This window comes from Lentzea cavernae, from assembly GCF_014653695.1.
GTDB classification, from domain to species: domain Bacteria; phylum Actinomycetota; class Actinomycetes; order Mycobacteriales; family Pseudonocardiaceae; genus Lentzea; species Lentzea cavernae.
On record NZ_BNAR01000001.1, the window covers coordinates 359,601 to 375,053 of the forward strand.

Below are 15,453 nucleotides of genomic sequence, written 5' to 3' on the forward strand. Positions count from 1 at the left end.
GTCATGGCCATCGACCAGGGCACGACGTCGACGCGCTGCATCGTGTTCGACCAGAACGCCCGCCTCGTCGCGGTCGCCCAGCGCGAGCACCGGCAGTACCACCCGCGGCCGGGCTGGGTGGAGCAGGACGCCGTGGAGATCTGGCGCAACGTCGACCGGATCGTGCCGCAGGCGTTGCGGCAGGCGGGGATCACCGCCGAGCAGGTCGTCGCGATGGGCATCACGAACCAGCGCGAGACGTTCGTGCTGTGGGACCGGCACACGGGTGTCCCCATTGGACGCGCGATCGTCTGGGAGGACATCCGCACCGAGGACCTCGTCGCCGAACTGGGCAAGAAGCCGGGCATCGAGGAGGTCCGCGACCGGTGCGGTCTGCCGCTGGCGACCTACTTCTCGGCGCCGTCGTTGCGGTGGATGCTCGACAACGTGGCCGGGCTGCGCGCCAAAGCCGAGCGCGGCGACGTGCTGTTCGGCACCATGGACACCTGGCTGATCTGGAACCTCACCGGCGGTGTCAACGGCGGCCTGCACGTGACGGACGTGACCAACGCGTCGCGGACGATGCTGATGAACCTCTCGACGCGGCAATGGGATCCGATGCTGCTGGAGTTCTTCGGCGTGCCGTCGGTGATCCTGCCGGAGATCCGCCCGTCGACGGAGATCAGCGGTGTCACGACGCGCGTGGTGCCGGGCATCTCGATCACGGCGGCGCTGGGCGACCAGCACGCGGCGCTGTTCGGGCAGACGTGCTTCGAGAAGGGATCGATCAAGGGCACGTACGGCACCGGCGGGTTCCTGTTGATGAACACCGGCGACGAACTGGTGCGCTCGAAGCACGGTCTGCTGACCACGATCGGCTACCAGATCGGCGGCGAACCGGCGTACGCGCTGGAGGGGTCGATCGCCGTGGCCGGGTCGCTGGTGCAGTGGTTCCGCGACAACCTCGGGCTGATCCACTCCGCGCCGGAGATCGAGACGCTGGCGCGCACCGTGAAGGACAACGGCGGCTGCTACATCGTGCCGGCGTTCTCCGGCCTCTTCGCGCCGCACTGGCTCTCGCAGGCGCGCGGACTTGTCGTCGGGCTGACGTCGTACATCAACAAGGGGCACCTGGCGCGTGCCGTGCTGGAGGCGACCGGCTGGCAGACGCGGGAGGTCGTCGACGCGATGAACGCCGACCTCGGCGCGCCTACCCCGGTGCTGAAGGTGGACGGCGGCATGACGGCCGACCACCTGCTCATGCAGTTCATCGCGGACGTGCTGGACATCCCCGTGCAGCGGCCCCTGGTCGCCGAGACCGTGTCGCTGGGCGCCGCCTACGCCGCGGGGCTGGCCGCCGGGTACTGGCCGGACCTGGAGGGGCTGCGGCGCAACTGGCACCTGGCCGCGCGCTGGAACCCGGTGATGGACGCGCAGCACCGCGAGAACGAGTACGCGAACTGGAAGCGGGCCGTGGAACTCACGTTCGCGTGGGCCCGCTCCAGTCCGTCCACTTAGGAGCGCTGCTTGCGCACCCAGGCGGCCACGTCGTCCGCCTCGATCGGCAACGAGTCCGACAGGACGTCGGCGCCCGTCGAGGTGACGACCAGGTCGTCCTCGATGCGCACGCCGATGCCGCGCAGCTCCGGCGGCAGCGTCTCGTCGTTCGGGTGGAAGTACAGGCCGGGCTCGACCGTGAGCGCCATGCCGCGCTCCAGGATGCCCTGCTGGTAGGTCTCCTGGCGGGCGTCGGCGCAGTCGTGCACGTCGAGGCCGAGGAAGTGCCCGGTGCCGCAGACGATGTAGCGGCGGTGGTGCTGGCCGGACGGGTCCAGCGCCTTGTCGACGCTGACGGGCAGCAGGCCCCAGTCGTGCAGGCCCTCGGCGAGCACGCGCATGGCGGTGTGGTGGAAGGCGCTGTAGTCGTTGCCGGGCCGCACTTCCGCGAGCGCCGCCACGTGCGACCTGTGCACGAGGTCGTACACCTGGCGCTGCGGCTCGCTGAACTCACCGCTCACCGGGAACGTGCGGGTGACGTCGGCCGTGTAGAGCGAGTTCATCTCGACACCGGCGTCGAGCAGCAGCAGGTCGGCGTCGTTGACACGGCCGTCGCAACGCGTCCAGTGCAGCACCGGGGCGTGCGGGCCGGCGGCGACGATCGAGGTGTAGCCGGGGCCCTTGCCCTCGGTGCGGGCACGGCGGTCGAACGTGCCCTGCAGCCAGCGCTCTCCCCCTCCGCGCACGGCCTGACCGAGCTCCATGGCCACGTCGGCGAAGCCCTTCACCGACGCGTCGACGGCCTGGCGGAGCTGGTCGACCTCCCAGTCGTCCTTGATGCGCCGCAGCTCGGCGAGCACGGTGCGCAGCTCGTCGCTGTGCGAGCCGGTCAGCGCGTCGAGCAACGGGTCGACGCCCTTGGCGACGAGCGTCTCGGGGTGGCGGCCGCGCAGGGCGTTCGCCAGGTCCTCGATCGGGCGGGCCGTGATGCCGAGCGCGCCACCCCACTCCTTCGGGCCGGCGGCGGCGCCGATCCAGAACGGGCTGCGGTCGGCGTCGCCGAAGAAGTCGACGCTGTGGGTCTCGGACGGCACCGGCACGAACAGCGTGGCGTCGTCGTCGGTCAGCACCAGCACGGCGCCCTCGACCTGGCAGCCGGTCAGCCACACGAAGTCGCTGTCGGCGCGGAACTCGTGGAACGTGTCGTTCGACCGCACGTGCGCCCGCCCGGCGGCCAGCGCGATCCGCTTGCCGGGAAGCGCCGCGGTGAGCCTGGCTCGGTGGGCCGCGGCCGCCTCGGCGGTGCCGTGGGGCAGGTCGACGGAGCTGTCCCATTCACCCCAGCCGTCGCGGATGTACGTGCGGAAACCGTCCGCGTCCACCAGTTTCGCCATGTCACGGCGTGTCCGAGCCAATTCGGGTCCTTCCAGAGTGGTCCTTGCTACCACCCTCCCTCCTGCCGGAGCGGTCCTGCCAATCCCAGTTGGCCATAGCTTCGGGCTATGGAACTTCAGAAGGTGTATCCACCGGACGGCGGCACGCCCCTACCTACTGGAGGAGGCATCCGCCATGAACCGAATCCGCATCTACCTGATGGCCGTCGCCGCGCTCGCGGCCTGCGGTCAGCCGCCCCCGCCCAGTTCGCCGCCGCCGGTGCGGCCTGTCGAGGTCGCCACCACGACGACCAGCCAGTCCACGACGACGACCACGACAACCGACGCGGCACCGCCTGCGACCACCACGACACCACCGCCGAAACCACCGCCACGCGTCACCACCACGACGACGAAGCCACCACCACCGCCACCGAAACCTCCGGACCGCCTGGTGCTCACCCCGGAGCTGCGCGGTTCGATCGAGTCTCAGACCGGGATCGCGTTCTCTCAGTCCTGGACGCAGACCACGGGGCGCTTCGGGGAGTTCTGTCCCGATGACAAGCCGTGCGTCGGATACACACGAGTCGTCGAGGCGTCACCCGACGTCCCTGGGGACTGCACCGTCGTCAGCATCAAGGTGCCCGACCCCCTGTTCGTGGGTGGCAAGATCGCGTTCAGGGTCAACAACGACATCAACTGCGCCGGGGCGTGAATCGTGCGCGCCGCTCCTGCCAGGCCGAAGGACGAGGCGCCGTCCAGGGCGTTGAAGGTCTTCGGCTCCCTCCTCGCGCCGACGACCGTGCTGACGGCGCTGCTGTTCTACTTCGGCGTCCGGCACGCGACGTACTTCTGCGAGTGGTTCGGCGTGCACTACTCGGTGCTCGGCCTGTCCGCGCCGGACTACCTGATCCGCAGCGCGGACGGCATGTTCGTGCCGCTGACGGTCCTGTCCGCGGCAGGACTGGCGGCGTTGTGGGGCTACCGCTTCCTGCACTCGGTCCTGGCCCCGAAGACGTGGCGCGTCCTGGCCAGGCGCGCCGTTCCCGTGCTGGTCGCCCTCGGCCTCGTGTTCCTGCTCCTCGGGCTGACCGGCCTCACTGTGCCCTTGCTGCTCTACGCCGTGCCCGGCCTGCCCGGCGTGTGCGTGGCGCTGGGGGTGATCTCGTTCCCGCTGGCGGAACGCCTGCACGCGACCGTTGCCGGCAGGCACGCCACCGGGGTCGTGCCGGTGGTCCAGTGGACGTTCACGTTCGTGCTCGCGAGCATCGGCCTGTTCTGGGCGGTCAACGACTACTCGGCGGCGGTCGGGGCGGCCAGGGGCTACGAGTACGAGACGAGGCTCGGCACCCTGCCGAAGGCCGTTGTGTTCAGCACGAAGGACATCGGGTTCCACGGTCCGGGCGTCTCCATGACCTCGTGCACCGCGCCCGACTCGGCGTACCGGTTCCGCTACGAGGGCCTGGTGCTGGTCCTGCAGTCGGGCGGGCAGAGCCTGCTGCTGCCGAAGGGGTGGAACCGCCGCGACGGCGCCGCCCTGGTGCTGCCCCGCTCGGGCGACGTGCGCCTGGAGTTCTCGCGCCCCGAGGCGGACCGCGACCCCACCTGCTGATCCCGTATAGCCTCGCCCTATGGAACTGGAGATCCGGCACCTGCGGGCGATCTGCGCCATCGGTGACGCGGGCAGCCTCTCGCGGGCGGCCACGCAGCTCGGCATCTCCCAGCCTTCGCTCACCACCCTGTTGCAGCGGGTCGAGCGCATGGTCGGCGGCACGCTCTTCGACCGCGGCCGGTCCGGCGCCACGCCCACGCCGCTGGGCGCGCAGATGCTGCAGCGGGCCAGGTTGCTGCTGGTGGAACTGGAGGCGTTCGGCACGGACACGGCCGGCCGGAGCGGGCCGGTCCGGTTCGGGTCTGTGCACATGGAGTGCGTCGCCCCGCTGTACGCGCGGCTGGAGCAGTCGCTCGACGACGTCACGCTGGTGGTCGACCCTTCCTCGACCGGGCTGGCGCTGGCCCTGGCGAACGGGCACCTCGACGCGGCCGTGATCGCTGTCGACGAGGAGGGCGACCTGGGGCTGCCCCGCGGGGTGGCGCAACGGGTCGTCGTGCCGTGGGTGCCCGTGTTCATCGCCATTCCCGCAGGTCACGCGCTGGCTTCACGGCCCGAGGTCGAGCTCGCCGACCTGGCCGGGGAGTCGTGGGTCGGGCCGCCCGGCGCCGAGGACGGGTCGCTGACGGCGTTGCGCGCGGCGTGCCGGGCGGTGGGGTTCGTGCCGCGGATCCGGTTCGAGATGCCGAGCGGCGCGGGCCGTCAGCTGATCGCGGCGGGCAAGGCGGTGCAGCTGGTCGAGCCGACGTCCCAGGGCGGTCCGGGGGTCGCCGTGCGACCGCTGGCGGGGGCGCCGATGCGGATGCGGCTGGTGTTCGCGTGGCGGCGGGAGCGGCTGACCTGGAGCCAGGCCAGCCGCGTGTTCACCGACGTGCTGGGCGCCTACGCCGACCAGGCGATGGCGAGCCCGGTGTTCCGGCCCTGGTGGGAGGAACGCGGCGCGGCCCTCACGTCAGCGGAGTGAGCCGAGCCAGCCGTGCCAGTCGGCGTCGTAGCGGTTGCCGATCACCCGCGTCAGGTGGTCGCGCGCACCCGCCCAGTCCCCGGCGCGGTAGTCCGCCAGCACCGCCGCCACGTCCTGCGGGTGCCGCTCCAGGAGGTACCCGACCGCGAGGTAACCCCAGTTGTAGACCCGTTTGGTGTCATGGTCGTAGGTGGTGTCGAACAGCGTGCTCAACGCGTACGTCCCCTTCTTCGCCTCGGCCAGCGCGTCGGCGTAGACCTCGCCGCGATAGCTGTAGGACAGGTGCTCGGCGAAGCCCTCGATCCACCACACGGTCGGCGTGGTCATGTTCGACTCGAAGTCGCCGTGCATGTCGAACCGGCCGTCGAGGTAGTGGGTGTACTCGTGGTTGAGGTTCCAGATCGCGAACTCCGGCAGCCAGTCGGCCTCGTGCGCGATGAACCGCGCCTGGTTCAGCGCAGGGTCGCCCTCCAGGTACATGCCGCCGTTGTTGGTGGAGATGTCGAACAGCACCCCGGCGTACGTGCGGTAGTCGTTGCTCGTGTCGAAGACGACGACCTCGAGCGAGGTGTTGTTGTCACCGGCGACAGGCCCCGGATCGCGCACCACGCGGTGGAACGCCGCGTCCTGACCGGCGAGCGACGCACAGGTCTGCCGGAGCTGCGTGCGCGTCAACTGCTGCGCGCGAATCTTCAGGGTCGCGCTGCACGTGTGCCGGACGGTGAGCACACGACGGTCGATCTTCGCCCGGAAGTCGCAGGTGTTGTACCGGCGGCAGTTCGCCTTGTCGTACCAGTCCACCATCTCCGCGACGCCCACCCACAACGAGGCGAGACGACCGACAACATCACCACGTGACGCCAAGTCCACGAGCAACGGCCGCACGCGCGGCGCGATGTCGTTGTGCTGCAAGAACCTCCCCAGCTCACGGGTCGCGTTCTGGACGAGGTATTGCCGGTCGGTGCCGAAGAAGTCCAGGTGCGCCGCCACGAACCGGCGCAGCGCCCGCAGGACCTCCGGCTCGGCGCGCACGGCCGTCAGGAACTCCGGCTGGGCGTGGCCGTAGTAGAGCAGGAGCATGCCGGCGTGCACCGCGGCGTCGTGGGCGCTGGTGTAGTTGTCCAGCGTGCGGGTCAGCGCCCGCAGTTCGGCCGGGTAGTCGGCGGCGGCCGCGTAGATCGTCGACTCGGGTGCCGGGTGCAGGACGTTCCTGGTGACTTCCGGTGGGAGCAACGGGCTGTTCGGTGCGCCGACGGTAGGGGCGGCCTGGGCGGTGAGGGGTGCGAGCAGGCCGGCTAAGAGCGCCAGGACGAGGGCGAGTGATCTCATCGGGGTGTCCTCCGCAGGGTTCGAGGTGCCCCGAGCGTCACACCGGCCAGGCGGTCGCGATCATCCCTTCTGCTCATAGCGCGCCACTATGGGAGAAGGCCTACTCCGGCTTCGTCGGTTCCGCGAACAGCAGGTGCCGCACGTGCGCCGGCCCCTTGGCCAGCTCCCGCGCGGCCTCCTGGTTCTGCTGGTCCACGACGGTGCCGCGCTCCACGTGCTGGCGCAGGTGCTCCTGCCAGGTCGCCACCGTGAACGTCTCGAGGAACGTCTCGGGCTTCTCGGTGTCCCGGAACAGCCCCCACATCGTGGCCCCGGTGCGCCGGCGGGCCCTGCCGACGCGTTGCATGGCGTCGATGAACGCGTCCTCGTTCTCCGCCGCCACCGGCCACTCGACCGTCACCAGCACGGGTCCGGCGCCGGTGTCGTCGATCTCCGGCGGTTCCTCCCAGTACGTCGCCGGGCTGACGTCGAGCGGGCGGTCGAGCAGGGGCAGCCACCTGGTCGCGGCCAGTGCCGCGAGGGCCATCGCGACGGCGGGGACGATCATGGCCTCGCGCAGGCCGTAGGCGTCGGCGATCGTGCCCCACACGACGGCGCCGAGTGCCTGGCCGCCCATCAGGATGAGTTGGTACCAGGCCAGGGCCCGTGCTCGTGTCCACGACGGCAGGAGCACCTGCGCGCCCGCGTTGAAGGTCGAGAGGGTGGCGATCCAGCAGGCGCCGGTCAGCAACATCGCCACGATCACCAGCGCGAAGCTGTTCGTCAGCACCGCCGTGGTGGTCGCCGCGGCGTACAGCCAGGTCGCGAACAGCACCAGGCGGTTCTTGCTCATGTGCCGCAACAGCCTCGGCACCACGAACGCGCCGCCGATCGCCCCGGCGCCCACGCTGCCGAGCAGCACGCCGTAGCCGCTCGCGTCGAGTTGCAGCGGTCCGCGGGCGATCGCCGGCAACAACGCCCACAGGCCGCTGCCGAACACGATGAACAGCAGCAGCCGCACCAGCACCCGCCGGTAGAGCGGGGAGCTGGCGACGTACCGGGCGCCCGTCCGCATCGCGGTCGTGATGTGCTCGGCCCCGAGCGGGCGGTTGTCCGAAGGCCGCTTCCAGCGCATGAGCACGATCAGCACGCCGAAGAAGCTCACCGTGTTGAACGCGAAGGTCGCCTCCGACCCGGCCAGCGCGATGAGCAGGCCGCCGAGCGCCGGTCCGATGGCGCGCCCGACGTTCATGTTGACGCCGTTGAGGAGCGCGGCCTGCGGGATCTCCTCGCGCGACACCAGTTCCGGCTGGATGGCCTGGAACGACGGCATCGACAACGCCTGGCCGATCGCCATGAGGGCCAGCAGCGCGAGCAGGCTCGACGGTGTCGCCTTGTCGGTGCCCGCGAGCAGCATGAGGCCGCCCGCGCCCGCCAGCATCAGCGCCTGGCCGGCGATCAGCACGTGCCGCCGGTCGAGGATGTCGCCCAGCGCCCCGGAGGGCACGACCAGCAGGAACACCGGCAGCGTCGTGGCGGTCTGGACGAGGGCGACCTGCAGGGCGCTGCCGCCGAGGTCACCCATGAGCCACTGGGCGCCGACCGTCTGCGCCCACGTGCCGATGTTGGAGGCGAACTGGGCGAGCCACAGCGCACGGAACGCGCTGCGGCGCAGGGGCGCCCACGCGGAGACAGTCACCCGCCGATCCTCACACCTGCGGGTGCGCGCTGCCGAGCGCGCGGGACGGCGTGACGCGCGAGCTCGACCCGCCGCGTTTCGTGATCGAGTTCTCCGGACGAGCCGCCTACCCGACCACCGGCCCGCCCGCCACTCGAAGTGCCTCCGCGACCGCGGCTGACTGCCGTTCGCCTCGTTCAGTACTCACCAAGCGTGTGATTTACATCACAGCGAGTTAGTCGACATCCCGGATCCAAGGCCGTGAACGAGCCTCTCGCGGCCGTCTCGACCACGCCATGAGAGCGCTCCCAGACCACGGCGGAACCGAAGCCTCCCAGGTCGCCGCCCGTGAAAGCGGGCCGATTGCGGGCATCACGCCACAATGTGAACATTCCGTCTCAACCGGGTACGTATTCGCCCGATCAGGAACGGCTTCCGCATTTCTGCCCGATACTGCGCGGAAAGCAGGCAGAGCAGAAAGGTTCCGAGCACTCGTGATCACGCCCGAGTACTTGCTGTCGACCCGCGAGTTCGAGGTGCTGTGGCAGACGCTGCGGCTCGGCAGAATGCCGTACCCGCTCGACGTGCCCAGCGAAGGAGCGACCGAGCGAGACGTCAAAGCCTTGCAGGACAGGACGATCGCCGGGTTGCGGCAGCGCGGCATCGCCGACGACCCGCGGCTGGAGGACCTGATGCGGTTGCTCGGCGACCACGAGGTGTCCGTGGACGCCGTCGCCGGGCTCGGCCGGACGGTCCGCGCGCTGGCCGCGGCCAGCGGCGGAGAGGCCGTGCTGGCCGTCATCGACGGTGACGGCGTCGGCCTGTCCGAGATCAGGCCCACCTCGCTCGCCCGCGAGATCGTCAGGGTGCTGCCGGAGGGCGTGGCGGGCCCCGGCAGCGCGCTGTCCGTGCGCCTGGAGACGCTGCAGCAGGCCGTCGCGCTGCAGGAGGCCGAGCAGGAGGAGGAGTCCGAGGACCCGTGGGGAGCGGCCGACGAGGAGCTGGACGACCGCGAGGCGCTGCTCAAGGCCGGGTTGTCCGCGCAGGACGCGAGGCAGATGGACGAGCTGGCGCAGAACCGCGTGGCGGGCGGCCAGTTCGGCGTCACGCACGGGCGGCACCGCGCCGACGTCGTCATCAACTGGTTCGACACCCACCAGGGCCGTTACCTGATGGTCCGTTCGGACGGCTGGCTCAGCCTGTCCCCCAGCGACAACGACCGCATCGCGACGCGGATCGCGGCGGTGCTCGCCTGATCGTGAACGCGGTGCGTCGTGGCGCACAACAATGATCCAAACCGGACATCGCGGGCGTACTCTGCGCAGTGCGCCCGCGTTTCTGCGCCTGCCGACAGATTCAGCCGATCCGGTGAATGACGAACCTGTCGGTGACCGACCTCAAGGGAGTCCTAAATCCCGGTTAATTCCCCGGTGTGATTTAGGCCACATCGAGGCTTAGTCAAGGGCCGTTCCAGGGATGTGAACAGAGATCGGGAGCCCGTACGGGCAGCACCCCGAGAGCGCTCCCACAACCAGGGGAAACGATCACGGCCGTTACACGACGTTCACCTGGTAGTGGCCCGTTTCGGTCCGTGGCAACGCATTGTGAACGCCGGTCTCAATTGGCAACTCGTACGCCGCAAAGTCAGCGATGGGGCTAAAGACACCCGATACTGCCCGCATGTACATCGTCGGTGACAAAGACGCTGTCCCGCTCGGCGAGACCGTCCGCTCGGGCCAGGTCCAGATCGACCCGACCGCGGGCGAGGACCTGCGCAAGCAGCTCCAGGCCCAGATCGACCAGGTCGACTCGTGGATCCAGCGCGCGACCTCGAGCATCGCCCGGCCGGCTCCGCTCGGAGCGAACCCGGTCGGCGACAAGATGCGCGACAAGTTCACCCATCGAGCCGAGGGTGAGCAGTACTCGTTCGTCAGCGTGATGACCGCCTATCGCACGGTTCTCGAGCAGACGAAGAACTCCATCGTCGAAGCGATCGGGAACTTCCAGGCGCTCGACGAGGACCAGCAGGCCGAACTGAAGAAGCACATGGGTAACAGCTGATCTTGTGGCCAGCTGATCCAACGACGTGAGAGGCGAGCCGGTCATGCCCCCCGAGACCGACCCGAGCGAGGTCGAGAACGTCCCGGTCCTCACGGACCCGCAGAACTGGGCGTCCCGATCGCACCAAGAGCTCTATGCCGCGGTGCACAACAACAACGACCCCGGTCAAGCCGGCCAGATCAGCTCCGACTGGAGCAAGTACGGCAACGAGCTGACCGAGGCGTCCAGGACCATCAACTCGGTCATCACCTCGTCCGAGTCCAAGTGGACGGGTGACTCCGCCGAGGCCGCCCGCGCCGCGATGAAGAAGCTCGGGGACTGGGTCGACGAGACCGCGCGCACGGCCGTCGAGGTCGGCAACAAGGTCGCTGACCAGGGCCGTGTCATGGAGAGCGCCAGGGCGCAGATGCCCCAGCCCGTCCAGTTCGACTGGGACAAGGCCACGGCCGCGCTGTCCCAGCCGGGCACGCCCGCGTTCGTGCTGGCCTCCGCGGACATCGCGGCCGCCAACACCGCCTCGCGCGCCGCGCACGACCAGGCCGTCGGCGTGATGACGAACATGGAGAACAACTCCCGCCAGATCGACTCGTCGACTCCGGCCTTCAAGCCGCCGTTCAACCCGAACACCGGCAAGGTCGAGGAGCCGGTGATGGCCATGCCGCAGTCCGGCGCGGCCGCGTTCACCGGTGGCGTGGACGGCCTCATGTCCACTCAGGCGGCGAGCGCCGGCACGGCGACGGCCCCGGTCTCGTCCCCGACCGGTTCCGGCGCGGGCGCCGGTGCCGGAGCAGGTGGTGCCGGCGGTGCCGCAGCGGGTGGCGTCAACCAGCCCGCGGCGGCCGCGTACACGCCTTCCGCCCCCGGTTACAACCCCGCCGCGGGCCCCGGTGGTGGTGCGGGCGGTGGCGCCGGTGGTGGCGCGGGCAGCAGCTACACCCCGCAGATGGGTGGCTACAACCCCGGCAACACGAGCACGAACACCGCCGCGGCGTACACGCCGACCGCTCCGGGGTACACGCCCCAGAGCAACGGCAGCACGTACACCAGCGGTAGCGGTGGTGGCAGCCCGGCGGCCTACACGCCCACGGCGCCCGGCTACACGCCGCAGATGGGCACGGGCAAGAACACCGGGCAGAACAACCAGAACGTCCCCAAGGTCCCGGTGGTCGGCAAGGACGTCGGCAACCCGAACTACACCCCGCAGAACCCCGGCTACACCTCGCAGAACCCCAAGGGTCCCGCGGCCTACACGCCCACGGCACCTGGTTACACGGGTCCCGGCGGCGCCGGTGGCGCTGGTGGTGGCGGCGCTGGTGGTGGCGGCGGTGCGGGCATGAAGGGCGGCCCGATGCCGTACACCCCGCAGATGGGCGCGGGTGGCGGCGGCGGTGGTGGTGCCGGTGGCGCGTTCGGCGGTGGCGCGGGTGGTACCGCGGGTGCCGGCGGCGGCTCGATGCAGTCCGGTGGCGCGGCCGGTGTCCAGGCCCAGGCCGGCCGTGGCGGCATGCCGATGGGCATGGGTCCCGGTGCGGCGTCCGCCGCGGGTGCCGGCATGGGCGGCGCGCCCATGGGTGGCGCTCCCGGCGGCGGCCGTGGCGAGGAGGACAAGGAGCACCGTTCCGCCAGCTACATCATGGGCGGTGACCTGTTCGAGGTCCCCGGTGAGAACCTGCCCCCGTCGGTGATCGGCGCCGCGAAGGTCAAGAAGCAGAAGGGGACCGAGTCGCAGTGATCACGCCCGAGTTCCTGCTCTCGCCGCTCGAGTTCGACGTGCTGTGGCACGACCTGCGGCTCGGCAGGGTGCCGTATCCGCTGGACGTGCCGAGCGAGGGCGCGACCGAGCAGGAACGCCGCGTGCTCGTCACGAGGACGATGGACGAGCTGCGCTCGCGCGGGCTCGTGGACAACCAGCGCCTTGAGGACTTCCTGCGGCTGCTCGACGACCACAAGGTGTCCGTGGACGCCGTGGCCGGTCTCGACCGCACCGTGCGCGCGCTCGCCGTCTCGAACGGCGAGCGCGCCGCGCTGGCGATCATCGACGGCGAACGGGTCGGGCTGCTGGAGATCCGGGAGACCGGTATCGCCCGCGAGATCGTGAAGGTCCTGCCCGACGCCGTGCCCGGTCCGGGCACGGCGGTGAACGTGCGGGTCCAGTCCCTCCAGGACGCCGTCGCGATCAAGGAGGCCGAGGAGGCCGACACCGACGACGACCCGTTCGGCGACAAGGGGGTGGACGAGCAGGAGGCGCTGCAGCAGGCCGGCCTGTCCCCCCAGGACGCCAAGCAGTTCGAGGAGCTCGCGTCGAACCGCGTCGCGGGCGGCCAGTTCGGCGTCACCCAGGACCGGCAGCGGTCGGGTGTCGTCATCAACTGGTTCGACACCCACCAGGGCCGTTACCTGATGGTCAACTCGGACGGCTGGATGAGCCTCTCACCGACCGACAACGACCGCATCGCCACCCGCATCAACGCTGTGCTCGCGTGATCTGACGCACCACAGCCCAACCGCAATTGAACCGCCGCCGCCGGAGGACCGTGTGACTGCCGCGAACCCTTATCAGTGGGTCGAAGAGTACGAGGCCAAGTTGGCCGACCTGAAGCAGAAGTCGGAGAACCTCGCTGAGAACGTCGCCGCGGCGGGCGCCACCGCGACGTCGAAGGACGGCTCGGTCACGGTGACGGTGGGTCCGAACGGCGGCCTGCAGAACCTGCAACTCGGGCATCGCGCGGTCGAGCTGGGCGGACCCCGGCTCACCGCGTTGATCCTGGAGACCGCGCGAGCGGCCCAGAAGCAGGCGGCAACACAGGTGCTCGAGCTCTTCAAGCCACTCGGCGAGGGCACCGAGGCCTACCAGATGGTGTCGGACTCGATCCCGGACGACGAGGTCGAAGAGGACACCGAAGACGCGTACGACGAGGTCGACGACGAGCCGGAACCTGCTCCGGCTCCGCCGCCGGTGAGCCGTCCCGCGGCAGCGCCCCAGCCGGCGCCCGTCCGCGGCCGGGCCCGCGCGGCCGACGACGATGACGACGACAACCAGCCCTGGTAAGGAACAGCGATGACCGCGCCTGAAACTCCACTCCCGTCTCCTCCCGGGATGCACATCACCGAGGAGAACAAGCTCAAGGGCTCGCTGTTCATCGAGGCCTACGGCAGCCTGATCGACGGCATCAGCAAGGACGCCGAGTCCGAGACCGAGAAGGCCCTGGACATCACGTTCAACGCCATCGGTGCGGCCTCGGCCACGGTGATGTTCGCGATCGACCCGCTCGGCAGCATCATCGGCGCCGGTGTCGGCTGGCTGATCGAGCACGTGTCGTTCCTCCGCGACGCCCTGAACCAGCTCATGGGCAACCCGGAGGAGATCCAGGCCAACGTCGAGGCCAACAAGGCGCGCGCGGCCGAGCTGCGGGTGCTGGCCGAGGACCACAAGAGCGGCCTCGCCACGTTCGACGGCTGGACGGGTCAGTCGTCCGAGCGCTTCAAGGCGTCGATGGACGGCATGAGCCAGGAGCTCGACGACCTCGCGAACGCGGTCGAGAGCAAGGCCAAGATCGTCGCGATCATGGGCATGCTCGTCACGGTCCTGCGCGACATCGTCCGCGACCTCATCGCCCAGCTGATCGGTTCGCTGATCGGTGGCGCGATCATCGCCGCCGCCATGATGATCCCGACCTTCGGCACCTCGATCGCGATCTTCGGTGGCTTCGCGGTCGGCAAGGCCGTCGCTCTGGGCGTGAACATCGCGTCCCGCGTCGCCCGCGTCGTCGCGGCCCTCGGCCGTCAGATGAAGCGCATCGGCGACCTCGACGACATCATGAAGAAGGTCAGCAAGGGCTGGGAGCGGTTCGAGAACTCCGCTGACGTCGCCGAGATCACCTACGAGGGTTACAAGGCGCAGGACGGCGTCAACGACAAGATCGACGAGGCGATGGCGGGCCGCGGCGGCGCCGGTGGCGGCGGCAACACGCCTCCCGGTGCGACCGACGGCAAGACCGCCGCGGACACGACCGGTACCGCGACCGCCGCGATGACCGCCCGCGCCGTCCAGGCGGAAGGCACCGCGACGGCGACGCTCGCCAACGCGCGCATCGGCACCGTGCAGCCGGAAGGGTTCGCGCAGGCGACCCTGCCGAACGCTCCCCTCCGGCCGACGGAGGCCGGCGAGCCGATGCAGGCTCTCCGGCGCACCGCGTCCACGGAGCCGATGCACGCCCTCAAGGCGATGGACGCGTCCGAGCCGCTGCAGGCCCGTACCGCGATGCGTGCGGCCGAGCCCCTGCAGCCGACGCAGTCGTTCCAGCGCGAGGCGATGGAGCCGCTGCAGCCCATGCAGCGGGCCGAAGCGGTCCAGGCCCCCACGGCGTTCCTGCGTGACGCGGCCCAGCCGGTCCAGCCGATGCAGTCGTTCCAGCGCGAGGCCATGGAGCCCTTGCAGCCGATGCAGCGCGCGGAGGCCGTCCAGGCCCCCATGGCGTTCCAGCGGGCCGAAGCGGTCCAGGCCCCCATGGCGTTCCAGCGCGAGGCCATGGAACCGCTGCAGCCGATGCAGCGCGCGGAGGCCGTGCAGGCACCCGTGGCGTTCTCCCGGGTGGATGCTTCGGACTCCACGATGGTCTCGGGCGTCAGCATGACCTCGGGTGGCGGTGGCGGTGGCGGTTTCGAGGCGCCGGTGCAGCCGATGCAGGCGCGTGAGATGTACATCAGCCCGGAGACCCCGTCGGAGCCGTTGCAGGCCCAGTCGGGTTACGAGCCGCTCGCGCGCACGCAGATGTCTCACGCGTACGACGCTCTCGAGCCGTCGCAGCCGCGTGAGGCCTACGCACGCGTTGACGCGGAGCCCGCCTACTACGAGAGCGTCAACCCGCTCATGGCAGGCGAACCGCTGCAGCAGACCGCCGGGTTCGAGGCTGCCGGAGGCGCTACCGCGCAGCCGACCGCGTTCGAGCGTTCCGTCCGGCCGACGGAGTAAGTCCCAAGC

At 70.3% G+C, this 15,453-nt stretch carries 13 protein-coding genes; 10 read left to right on the top strand and 3 right to left on the bottom strand.

Translation table 11 applies throughout. The annotated features are described in order from the left end of the window. Positions 1 to 3 precede the first annotated feature (3 nt). On the top strand, positions 4 to 1,497 hold the full coding sequence (glpK, locus tag IE307_RS01785) for a glycerol kinase GlpK (RefSeq protein WP_191296437.1): 1,494 nt from the start codon (positions 4 to 6) through the stop codon (positions 1,495 to 1,497). Here glpK and IE307_RS01790 read toward each other — a convergent pair. Then, positions 1,494 to 2,870: an aminopeptidase P family protein gene (locus tag IE307_RS01790; protein WP_191295660.1), complete on the bottom strand. Its 1,377-nt coding sequence runs from the start codon at positions 2,868 to 2,870 to the stop codon at positions 1,494 to 1,496. The genes glpK and IE307_RS01790 overlap by 4 nt on opposite strands. Positions 2,871 to 3,045: 175 nt before the next feature. Between IE307_RS01790 and IE307_RS01795 the strand changes: the two genes are divergently transcribed. From IE307_RS01795 to IE307_RS01805, 3 genes are read left to right on the top strand one after another with little or no spacing between them, the layout of a single operon-like run. Further along, positions 3,046 to 3,564: a hypothetical protein gene (locus IE307_RS01795; protein ID WP_191295661.1), complete on the top strand. Its 519-nt coding sequence runs from the start codon at positions 3,046 to 3,048 to the stop codon at positions 3,562 to 3,564. Between the two features lie 3 nt (positions 3,565 to 3,567). Then, positions 3,568 to 4,461 carry a hypothetical protein gene (locus IE307_RS01800; protein WP_191295662.1) on the top strand — a complete coding sequence of 298 codons (894 nt, stop codon included), beginning with the start codon at positions 3,568 to 3,570 and terminating at the stop codon, positions 4,459 to 4,461. A 19-nt stretch (positions 4,462 to 4,480) separates the two neighbouring features. Beyond that, a complete protein-coding gene (locus tag IE307_RS01805) occupies positions 4,481 to 5,425 on the top strand; it encodes a LysR family transcriptional regulator (RefSeq protein ID WP_191295663.1) in 945 nt (314 codons plus the stop codon). On the opposite strand, the gene IE307_RS01810 is transcribed toward IE307_RS01805, so the two are convergent. Further along, a complete protein-coding gene (locus IE307_RS01810; RefSeq protein ID WP_191295664.1) occupies positions 5,414 to 6,754 on the bottom strand; it encodes a collagenase in 1,341 nt (446 codons plus the stop codon). The two genes, IE307_RS01805 and IE307_RS01810, sit on opposite strands and share 12 nt — an antisense overlap. Before the next feature lie 100 nt (positions 6,755 to 6,854). Then, positions 6,855 to 8,432: an MFS transporter gene (locus IE307_RS01815; protein ID WP_191295665.1), complete on the bottom strand. Its 1,578-nt coding sequence runs from the start codon at positions 8,430 to 8,432 to the stop codon at positions 6,855 to 6,857. A 473-nt stretch (positions 8,433 to 8,905) separates the two neighbouring features. Here IE307_RS01815 and IE307_RS01820 point away from each other — a divergent pair, with 473 nt between their 5' ends. From IE307_RS01820 to IE307_RS01845, 6 genes are all read left to right on the top strand, one after another. Next, positions 8,906 to 9,667, top strand: coding sequence for an ESX secretion-associated protein EspG (locus tag IE307_RS01820; RefSeq protein WP_191295666.1), 762 nt, complete (start codon positions 8,906 to 8,908; stop codon positions 9,665 to 9,667). Positions 9,668 to 10,091: 424 nt separating this feature from the next. Further along, the gene (locus IE307_RS01825) at positions 10,092 to 10,472 is read left to right on the top strand and encodes a hypothetical protein (RefSeq protein ID WP_191295667.1); all 381 of its coding nucleotides are present in this window, start codon (positions 10,092 to 10,094) and stop codon (positions 10,470 to 10,472) included. Positions 10,473 to 10,515: 43 nt separating this feature from the next. Then, complete coding sequence (locus IE307_RS01830) at positions 10,516 to 12,204, top strand: PPE domain-containing protein (RefSeq protein ID WP_191295668.1); 1,689 nt, start codon at positions 10,516 to 10,518, stop codon at positions 12,202 to 12,204. Next, positions 12,201 to 12,956, top strand: a complete 756-nt coding sequence (locus IE307_RS01835; RefSeq protein ID WP_191295669.1) for an ESX secretion-associated protein EspG — start codon at positions 12,201 to 12,203, stop codon at positions 12,954 to 12,956. The genes IE307_RS01830 and IE307_RS01835 overlap by 4 nt, the downstream gene beginning before the upstream one ends. Before the next feature lie 52 nt (positions 12,957 to 13,008). Then, positions 13,009 to 13,521 (top strand): YbaB/EbfC family nucleoid-associated protein, encoded by a 513-nt coding sequence (locus IE307_RS01840; protein WP_191295670.1) that lies wholly within the window; start codon positions 13,009 to 13,011, stop codon positions 13,519 to 13,521. Positions 13,522 to 13,530: 9 nt separating this feature from the next. Continuing rightward, complete coding sequence (locus IE307_RS01845; RefSeq protein WP_191295671.1) at positions 13,531 to 15,444, top strand: WXG100 family type VII secretion target; 1,914 nt, start codon at positions 13,531 to 13,533, stop codon at positions 15,442 to 15,444. Positions 15,445 to 15,453: the final 9 nt, after the last annotated feature.

What these genes read in the sequence shown, in the direction of transcription:
- glpK (WP_191296437.1), top strand. Translation starts at nt 4, where the DNA reads ATGGCCATCGACCAGGGCACGACGTCGACGCGCTGCATCGTGTTCGAC.
- IE307_RS01790 (WP_191295660.1), bottom strand. Translation starts at nt 2,870, where the DNA reads ATGGCGAAACTGGTGGACGCGGACGGTTTCCGCACGTACATCCGCGAC.
- IE307_RS01795 (WP_191295661.1), top strand. Translation starts at nt 3,046, where the DNA reads ATGAACCGAATCCGCATCTACCTGATGGCCGTCGCCGCGCTCGCGGCC.
- IE307_RS01805 (WP_191295663.1), top strand. Translation starts at nt 4,481, where the DNA reads ATGGAACTGGAGATCCGGCACCTGCGGGCGATCTGCGCCATCGGTGAC.
- IE307_RS01810 (WP_191295664.1), bottom strand. Translation starts at nt 6,754, where the DNA reads ATGAGATCACTCGCCCTCGTCCTGGCGCTCTTAGCCGGCCTGCTCGCA.
- IE307_RS01825 (WP_191295667.1), top strand. Translation starts at nt 10,092, where the DNA reads ATGTACATCGTCGGTGACAAAGACGCTGTCCCGCTCGGCGAGACCGTC.
- IE307_RS01830 (WP_191295668.1), top strand. Translation starts at nt 10,516, where the DNA reads ATGCCCCCCGAGACCGACCCGAGCGAGGTCGAGAACGTCCCGGTCCTC.
- IE307_RS01845 (WP_191295671.1), top strand. Translation starts at nt 13,531, where the DNA reads ATGACCGCGCCTGAAACTCCACTCCCGTCTCCTCCCGGGATGCACATC.